Origin of the sequence: Streptomyces sp. 150FB, from assembly GCF_000818195.1 — a bacterium.
In the GTDB taxonomy this organism is placed as follows: Bacteria; Actinomycetota; Actinomycetes; order Streptomycetales; family Streptomycetaceae; genus Streptomyces.
Window position 1 is genome coordinate 1,252,698 of sequence record NZ_JTHL01000001.1, and the last position, 8,108, is coordinate 1,260,805.

The 8,108-nt window shown below is 71.1% G+C and carries 8 protein-coding genes; 4 read left to right on the plus strand and 4 right to left on the minus strand.

Going from position 1 to position 8,108, the window contains the following annotated elements:
- Positions 1 to 1,431, minus strand: a 1,431-nt coding sequence (locus QR77_RS04890) for a PLP-dependent aminotransferase family protein (protein WP_040019841.1), incomplete at its 3' end; no start/stop codon positions are given.
- Positions 1,432 to 1,531: 100 nt separating this feature from the next.
- Between QR77_RS04890 and QR77_RS04895 the strand changes: the two genes are divergently transcribed.
- The 4 genes from QR77_RS04895 (at position 1,532) to QR77_RS04910 (ending at position 5,068) form a co-directional block, all read left to right on the plus strand.
- On the plus strand, positions 1,532 to 2,248 hold the full coding sequence (locus QR77_RS04895; RefSeq protein WP_236710543.1) for a hypothetical protein: 717 nt from the start codon (positions 1,532 to 1,534) through the stop codon (positions 2,246 to 2,248).
- Positions 2,245 to 3,015 carry a glycerophosphodiester phosphodiesterase gene (locus tag QR77_RS04900; RefSeq protein WP_040019842.1) on the plus strand — a complete coding sequence of 257 codons (771 nt, stop codon included), beginning with the start codon at positions 2,245 to 2,247 and terminating at the stop codon, positions 3,013 to 3,015. Before QR77_RS04895 ends, QR77_RS04900 begins: the two co-directional genes overlap by 4 nt.
- Positions 3,016 to 3,061: 46 nt before the next feature.
- On the plus strand, positions 3,062 to 4,429 hold the full coding sequence (locus QR77_RS04905; protein WP_040019843.1) for an MFS transporter: 1,368 nt from the start codon (positions 3,062 to 3,064) through the stop codon (positions 4,427 to 4,429).
- A 264-nt stretch (positions 4,430 to 4,693) separates the two neighbouring features.
- A complete protein-coding gene (locus QR77_RS04910) occupies positions 4,694 to 5,068 on the plus strand; it encodes an RNA polymerase-binding protein RbpA (protein WP_003959706.1) in 375 nt (124 codons plus the stop codon).
- Between the two features lie 114 nt (positions 5,069 to 5,182).
- Here the strand turns inward: QR77_RS04910 and fxsA are convergent, their stop codons facing one another.
- The 3 genes from fxsA to QR77_RS04925 form a co-directional block, all read right to left on the minus strand.
- Entirely contained in the window at positions 5,183 to 5,797 is a 615-nt protein-coding gene (fxsA, locus tag QR77_RS04915) for an FxsA family membrane protein (RefSeq protein ID WP_040019844.1), read from the minus strand.
- A 56-nt stretch (positions 5,798 to 5,853) separates the two neighbouring features.
- Positions 5,854 to 6,621 (minus strand): polyprenol monophosphomannose synthase, encoded by a 768-nt coding sequence (locus tag QR77_RS04920; protein WP_040019845.1) that lies wholly within the window; start codon positions 6,619 to 6,621, stop codon positions 5,854 to 5,856.
- A gap of 528 nt (positions 6,622 to 7,149) precedes the next feature.
- Positions 7,150 to 8,108, minus strand: a 959-nt coding sequence (locus tag QR77_RS04925; protein ID WP_040019846.1) for an amidohydrolase family protein, incomplete at its 5' end; no start/stop codon positions are given.

The following is an 8,108-nucleotide window of genomic DNA, read 5'->3' on the forward strand; positions in this document are numbered from 1 at the left end:
CGCCAGCCGGGCGGCGGCCTCGTCCGCGAGCGGTCCGCCGACGGTGAACGGCAGCCGCACATACCCCTCGAAGGCGCCGTCCACACCGAACCGGGGCCCGGACGGCACCCGTACGCCGACCCGCTCACCCACCTCGGCGAGACGCGATCCCGACAGGCCGCCCGTACGCACCCACAGCGTCAGCCCGCCGTGCGGCACCTCGAACTCCCACCCGGGCAGCTCCCTGCGGAGCGCGGTCACCAGCGCGTCGCGGTTCCCGCGCGCCTGCGCGCGGCGCAGCGCGACCGCCTCCTCCCAGCCGCCGGTGCGCATCAGCCAGTTCACCGCGAGCTGTTCGAGTACCGGGGTCCCGAGGTCGGCGTAGGCGCGGGCGGCGACCAGGGACCGGATCACGTCGGGCGCCGCGCGTACCCAGCCGATCCGCATGCCCGCCCAGAAGGCCTTGCTGGCCGATCCGACCGTCAGCACCGTGCTGCCCGCCGGGTCGAAGGCGCAGACCCGCCTCGGCATCTCGGTGTCAGCGTCGAGACGCAGCTCGGACATGGTCTCGTCGACGACGAGCACCGTGCCGGCCGAGCGCGCCGCGTCGACGAGCTGCCGCCGCTGGTCCTCGTCGGCCAGCGCACCGGTCGGGTTGTGGAAGTCGGCGACGACATACGCGAGCCGGGGCGCAGCGTCCCGCAGCACATGGCGCCAGCGCGGGATGTCCCAGCCGGTCAGCCCTTCCGCCATGGCGACGGGCACCAGCCGGGCGCCCGCCTCGCGCATGAGCTGGAGGATGTTGGCGTACGAGGGCGACTCGACGGCGATCCGCTCGCCCCGGCCGGCGAAGAGATGACAGATCGCGTCCATCGCGCCCATCGCGCCGGTGGTGACCATGATCTGCTCCGGCATGGTCGGGATGCCGAGCGCCGTGTACCGCTCGGCGAGCATCTGTCGCAGCGCGGGCACGCCCGTCGGATAGTCGCCGTGGGTGTGCGCGTACGGCGGCAGCTCCTCCAGCGCGCCCTGGACGCCCCGGGTGAGCCAGGGTTCGGGAGCCGGCAGGGCCGCTGTGCCGAGATCGATCATCGAGCCGAGCGACTCGGGCGGCAGGGGTTCGAGACCGCGCGCCGGCAGCGGGTTGCCCGCGGGCACGGCGGTCCAGCTCCCCGCGCCCCGGCGGGATTCGAGGAAGCCCTCGGCGCGCAGCGCCTCGTACGCCGCCGCCACGGTCGTACGGCTGACGGAGAGCGAGAGCGCGAGTTCACGCTCGGCGGGGAGCCGGGCGGCGACCGGGACCCGGCCTTCGAGGACGAGCAGCCGGACGCCGTCGGCGAGCGCCCGGTAGGCGGGTGGCCGGCGGGTGCCGGGCCCGGCGGGCCTGGACTGCTGGGCTTGAAGCTGGCGGGCGAGCTGAGCCGCGCCGACCGCTGAGGTCCACTGAGTCATGGAAGTCAGTCCACCTTCCCCGGATTGGCCGTGGTTGGCATCTGCCAGCCAGCCACAGAGTGACACGCAGCAGGCCACTCTCGCCATCAGGGGGAACGTCATGTCCGTCACGTCCGTCACATCCCTCACGTCCCGTCTCCGCAGATCGCCTCGCGGGCCGTCCCGTCTCCGCGGCGCGCGTCTGCCCCGACGGCTCAGCCAACTCGGCGTCGGGCTCGCCCTGTACGGCGCGAGCGACGCGTTGCTCGTGCGCGGCGGCCTCGGCCTCGAACCGTGGGGCGTCCTGCACCAGGGCCTCTCCGAACTCACCGGGCTGACGATGGGCAGGGTCTCGATCGTCGTGGGCGCCCTGGTGCTGCTGCTGTGGATCCCGATGCGGCAGCGTCCGGGGTTCGGCACGGTCTGCAACGTCTTCGTCGTCGGGATCGCCATGGACGCCACGCTCGCCGCCGTCCCCGACGGCCGGGGCCTCCCTGTCCGTGTCGCCCTGCTGCTCGGCGGCGTCGTCCTCAACGCCATCGCCACCGGCCTCTACATCTCTGCGCGCTTCGGACCCGGGCCGCGCGACGGGCTGATGACCGGTCTGCACCGCAGGACCGGCCGGTCGATCCGGCTGGTCCGTACGGTGATAGAGGTCGCCGTGGTCGTCGCCGGCTTCGTACTCGGCGGCTCGGTGGGCGTCGGCACCGTGCTGTACGCCGTCGCGATAGGCCCGCTGGCCCAGTTCTTCCTGCGCGTCTTCGCCATACCAGGGGCGCCCGCACGCAGCGCGGCCGTCGCCGCCGGGTCACCCGCGGGCGCCATACTGCGGCCGTGACTCCCGCACGCCACAGGCACCCCTATCTGGACCATCCGACCCCGATCCCGTTCGCGCACCGCGGCGGCACGGCCGACGGGATCGAGAACACCGCCGCCGCCTTCCGCCGCGCCGCCGGGCTCGGATACCGCTACTTCGAGACCGATGTGCACGCCACCGCCGACGGCCGGCTCGTCGCCTTCCACGACGCGACCCTGGACCGGGTCACCGACGGGCGGGGCCGGATCGCCGAGCTGACCTGGGACGAGGTGAGCCGCGCCAGGGTCGGCGGGAGGGAGCCGCTGCCGCTCTTCGAGGACCTGCTCGACGAGTTTCCCGAGGCCCGCTGGAACGTGGACATCAAGGCCGCCCCCGCCCTGGAGCCGCTGATCGGACTGATCCGGCGGACCGGCGCCTGGGACCGGGTGTGCGTGGGTTCGTTCTCGGAGGCGCGGGTACGCGCGGCTGCCCGGCTCGCCGGGCCCCGGCTTGCCACGTCGTACGGGGTGCGCGGGGTGCTCGGCCTGCGGCTCCGCTCGTACCGGCTGCCCTTTCCCGTCCGTTGGGGAGCGGTGTGCGCACAGGTGCCCGTGGAACAGCACGGCATCCGGGTGGTGGACCGGCGGTTCGTGAGGATGGCGCACGCCCGTGGCCTTCAGGTCCATGTCTGGACGATCAACGATCCGGAACGGATGGCAGCACTTCTCGATCTTGGTGTGGATGGCATCATGACCGATCATCTGGAAACGCTGCGCACGGTGTTCACCGAGCGGGGAGCCTGGTACTGACCGGCTCCGGGCGGCCGGCACGTACGGGGAAGAGCGGGGGACGCGGGTGACCGCCGACACGGTGGACAGGGCCGAAGGATCGGCCGAAGGCGCTGAGGCGGCGAAGGCACGCGAGCGGGAGCAGCGGGGCTGGTACTTCTACGACTTCGCGTGCTCCGTCTACTCGACGAGTGTGCTCACGGTCTTCCTCGGCCCGTATCTGACCTCGGTCGCGAAGGCGGCGGCCGACGCCGACGGCTTTGTCCACCCGCTCGGCATCCCCGTACGGGCGGGCTCGGTGTTCGCGTACACCGTCTCGGTCTCCATCGTGGTGGCGGTGCTGATGATGCCGCTGGCCGGCGCGATCGCCGACCGTACGGGCCGCAAGAAGCCGCTGCTGGCCGCGGCCGCCTATCTGGGCGCCGCCGCCACCCTGGGCATGTTCTTCCTGAACGGCGAGCGCTATCTGCTGGGCGCCCTGCTGCTGATCGTGGCGAACGCCTCACTGTCGGTGTCGATGGTGCTGTACAACGCGTTCCTGCCTCAGATAGCCGGGCCCGAGGAGCGCGACGCCGTCTCCTCGCGGGGCTGGGCCTTCGGCTACACCTCGGGCGCCTTCGTACTCATCCTCAATCTGATCCTCTTCACCGGCCATGACTCCTTCGGCCTGTCGGAGGCCACCTCGATCCGGATCTGTCTGGCGTCGGCGGGTCTGTGGTGGGGCGCCTTCACGGTCGTACCGCTGCGCCGGCTGCGCGACCGCGCGCTGCCACGGGGCGGCGAGGGGGCCGCCGGAACCGGCTGGCGACAGCTCGTGAACACCCTGAAGGACATGCGGCGCCATCCGCTGACGCTGTCGTTCCTGCTGGCGTACCTCATCTACAACGACGGAATCCAGACAGTGATCTCGCAGGCGTCGATCTACGGCTCCGAGGAGCTGCGCCTCGACCAGACGACGCTGATCACGGCCGTCCTGCTGGTGCAGATCCTCGCGGTGGCCGGCGCGCTCGGGATGGGCCGGATGGCCAGGACGTACGGCGCCAAGCGCACCATCCTCGGCTCACTGGTCGTCTGGACGCTGATCCTCGCCGCCGGGTTCTTCCTGCCCGCCGCGGCGCCGGTCTGGTTCTACGGCCTGGCCTCGGCGATCGGCCTGGTGCTGGGCGGCAGCCAGGCGCTGTCGCGCTCCCTCTTCTCGCATCTCGTGCCCAGCGGGAAGGAGGCGGAGTACTTCTCCGCCTACGAGATGAGCGACCGGGGTCTGAGCTGGCTGGGGCCCCTGGTGTTCGGGCTCGCCTATCAGGTCACCGGCAGCTACCGGGACGCGATCATCTCGTTGGTGATCTTCTTCGTCGTCGGCTCCGTGCTGCTCGCGAGGGTGCCGATCCGGCGGGCGATCGAGGGCGCGGGAAACCCCGTACCCGCGCGGATTTAGGTGTTGAAGTGAAAGGGCGGTAGTGTACGCGTTTGGCTTGACCGGGGGACCGTTCCCGCACGCCGCAGAAATGAAAACGCTGGGTGACAAATCTGGCTGGATGTCATAAACCGGGCACTGGCGGGTACCCCATCACTGGAAAAGCAGCGGCACGACGGGCGGCGCATGGGTCGGACGGGAATCTTTGACGCCGACCGCACGTTGACCGGATGACGACGACAGCGACACCTGTCCTGTGGGCGACAAGCCCGGGAGGCACGATTCATGAGTGAGCGAGCTCTCCGCGGCACGCGACTTGTGGTTACCAGCTACGAGACGGACCGCGGCATCGATCTGGCCCCGCGCCAGGCGGTGGAGTACGCATGCCAGAACGGCCATCGATTTGAGATGCCGTTCTCGGTAGAGGCGGAAATTCCGCCGGAGTGGGAGTGCAAGGCGTGTGGCGCCCAGGCACTCCTGGTGGACGGGGATGGCCCCGAAGAGAAGAAGGGCAAGCCTGCGCGTACGCATTGGGACATGCTCATGGAGCGGCGCACACGCGAGGAGCTGGAGGAGGTGCTGGCCGAACGGCTGGCCGTCCTGCGCTCCGGCGCCATGAACATCGCAGTGCACCCGCGGGACAGCCGGAAGTCCGCCTGACCGCGTAACCACCGCACAAGAGCCACCGAAAAGCCGCGGGCCCCCGCACACATCCTCATCGTGTGCGGGGGCCCGCGGCTTTTTTCGCGTTCTCGAGCCGGTCAAGGGGTTGAATCAGGGGTTGAGCGGCGGCCTCGGGCCTTCGTCGTCGTCCCGGCGGGGCCGATCGGTCCGCTCGCCGTCCTTGATGACCTCGCCCTGGACCACCTTGCCGTCGGGCTGCCGCATCCGGGCCTGCTGGAAGGCGTCGCCCAGGGATCCGGAGCCGGGCATGGCGGCGCGCATACGGCGCTCCAGCGACCGTTCCGTGAACCGGCCGACCATGGACCGTACCCACGGCAGGAGCAGCAGCAGGCCCACCACGTCGGTGATCAGCCCGGGCACCATGATCAGCACGCCACCGAGCATCAGGAAGCCGTTACGGCCGCTGCCGGCGACCTCCTCGGGGTCCTCGGGCGGCACGGCCCCGCCCGCCTGCTGCTGGCGCTGCAGGGTCCGGGTGAGGTTCTGGAAGTTACGGAAGGCCCGGCGGCCCGCGCTCTTGATGACCACGGCGCCGAGCACGGCTGCGCCGACGAGCAGCGCGAGGACGGTGAAGCCGCCTGCGGCGTTGCCGACGACCACCAGCAGCCAGATTTCCAGCACCAGCCAGACGCCGAGGCCCAGCGGGATGAGGTTGCGGGCTTTGGAGCGCTTGGGAGGCGGTGCGGGCTGTTGGGCTGAGGTCATACTCCCAGTGTGCCTGGGAGGCCGCGAAGATGACGTAAGGGACCGATCAAAATCGATCAGTCGTTTCCGCGGCCCAGCAGCCGGTTCGTGCGCGACTCGACACCCCAGGCGGCGACCCGCCAGAACGCCTCGACCATCACGTCCTTGCTCATCTTCGAGTCGCCGAGCTCCCGCTCCACGAAGGTGATGGGCACCTCCACGACGTGGAATCCGGCCGCCACGGCGCGCCGGGCCAGGTCGATCTGGAAGCAGTAGCCCTGGGAGGTGACGGCGTCCATGCCGAGGCCTTCCACGGTCTCGGTGCGGAACGCCCGGAAACCGCCGGTGACGTCGCGGATCGGCACGCCGAGGAGCATGCGCGAGTAGGTGCTGGCGCCGCGCGAGAGGAATTCGCGCTTCTTGGGCCAGTTGACGATGCGGCCGCCCGGCATCCAGCGCGAGCCGAGCACCAGGTCGGCGCTCTTCAGGGCGGTGAGCAGCCGCGGCAGTTCCTCGGGCTGGTGGGAGCCGTCGGCGTCCATCTCGACGAGGACGCCGTACCCGTGTTCGATGCCCCAGCGGAATCCGGCCAGATAGGCGGCGCCGAGCCCTTCCTTGCCCTTGCGGTGCAGCACGTGGACGTGGCTGTCCTCGGCGACGAGTTCGTCGGCGAGCTTGCCGGTGCCGTCGGGGCTGTTGTCGTCGGCGATCAGAATGTCGGCTTCGGGCACCGCGGCCCGCATCCGGGCGACGATCGGCTTGATGTTCTCCGCCTCGTTGAAGGTCGGGATGATCACCAAGGCCGCACCGAGCGGGCCGTACCGCCTCTGACCATCGTCGTTCACTGCTGCCCCTTAATCGCCATATGCCGGTGCACCACCATAGCGAGCACCTGGGGGTCGGCTGTCCACGCGGTCGCGGGATGTCGGCGGATACGGCGCGCGGAGGGCGGGGATGTACGGAGATGCTACGGATCGGGACCCGGCGTCCTTCGGTCCGACCTGGAACCCGCTGGCTGCGGGTCGACCGAAAGCCGTTGTCTACTGAACGCCGGGGCCCCGTCCGGGTCGCACCTGCCGTCCGGTGGAACTTTTCCCTCTCGCCTCCGAAGCGCGGGTGCTGGACCTGGCTCCCGGTGGCGGTGCACCGGTGCGGCGCACCACCCCATGGCCCAGCGGCGTTCGACGACTGCGTGGAGGATGCCGGACGGACCTCCTGCGGTGGACCCGGCCGAACCTACCCGCCAGTGGCGGCTTGATGTCAACACTCGTTTGACCTGCGGTCTTACCGTAAAGCAGCAGGTCAGCGACGAAGATCCGCAGGTCGCGGCCGAGGCTGAGACGCATCGGTCGGCGGTACGAAATTTCGCTACGTCACTCTTTCGGTCGCACAAACACGGTTTGTCCACCGACGACGGTCCGCAGGCACTCCGGGAGCGGACGGCCCGGGGAGAGGTCCGGCAGCCCGGGCGTTCCGGAGCGCGGGTCGGTCGACCAGCGCGACACCCGGTCGTCGGGGGCCTGCACCACGAGTGCGCCGGTACGCCAGACGGCGTAGTCGGCGGGGGCGCCGGGGACGAGGGTGCCGGCGTCGTCGCGGCCGATCGCCCGCCAGCCGCCCCTGGTGTGGGCGGTGAAGGCGGCGCGTACGGAGACGCGGTGTTCGGGGGTGCGGTGGAAGGCGGCGGCCCTGATGGTGCCCCAGGGGTCGAGCGGCGTCACGGGGCTGTCGGATCCGAAGGCCAGCGGGACGCCGGCGCGCAGGAGCCCCGCGTACGGGTTGAGGGTGCGGGCGCGTTCGGCACCGAGCCGCTCCGCGTACATGCCGTCCTCGCCGCCCCAGGCCGCGTCGAAGGCGGGCTGGACCGAGGCGGTGAGCCCCAGGTCGGCGAAGGCGGCGATGGTGGCCGGGGTGAGCATCTCGGCGTGTTCGACGCGGTGCCTGGCGGCCCTGACGCGGCCCGTGCCGAGGCGGTCGGCGACCGCCCGTACCCCTTCGATCACGGTGCTGATCGCCGCGTCCCCGATGGCGTGGAAGCCCGCCTGGAGCCCCGCCTCGGTGCAGGCGGCGACATGGGCGGCGACGGCCTCGGCGTCGAGCTGGGCGGTGCCGGTGTGCGCGGCGTCGGCGTACGGGGTGTGCAGGTGCGCCGTGTGGGAGCCGAGGGAGCCGTCGACGAAGAGGTCACCGGCGGCCCCTGCGGCGCCCAGTTCACGTACGCGCCGGGCGCCCTTCTCGTCGGTGATGTGCTCGGCCCAGTACCCGTGGACCCGGGGGCCGGGCTCCTCGGCCGCCAGCCGCAGCAGGGCCGCGAGGTCCTCCTCGCTGGAGA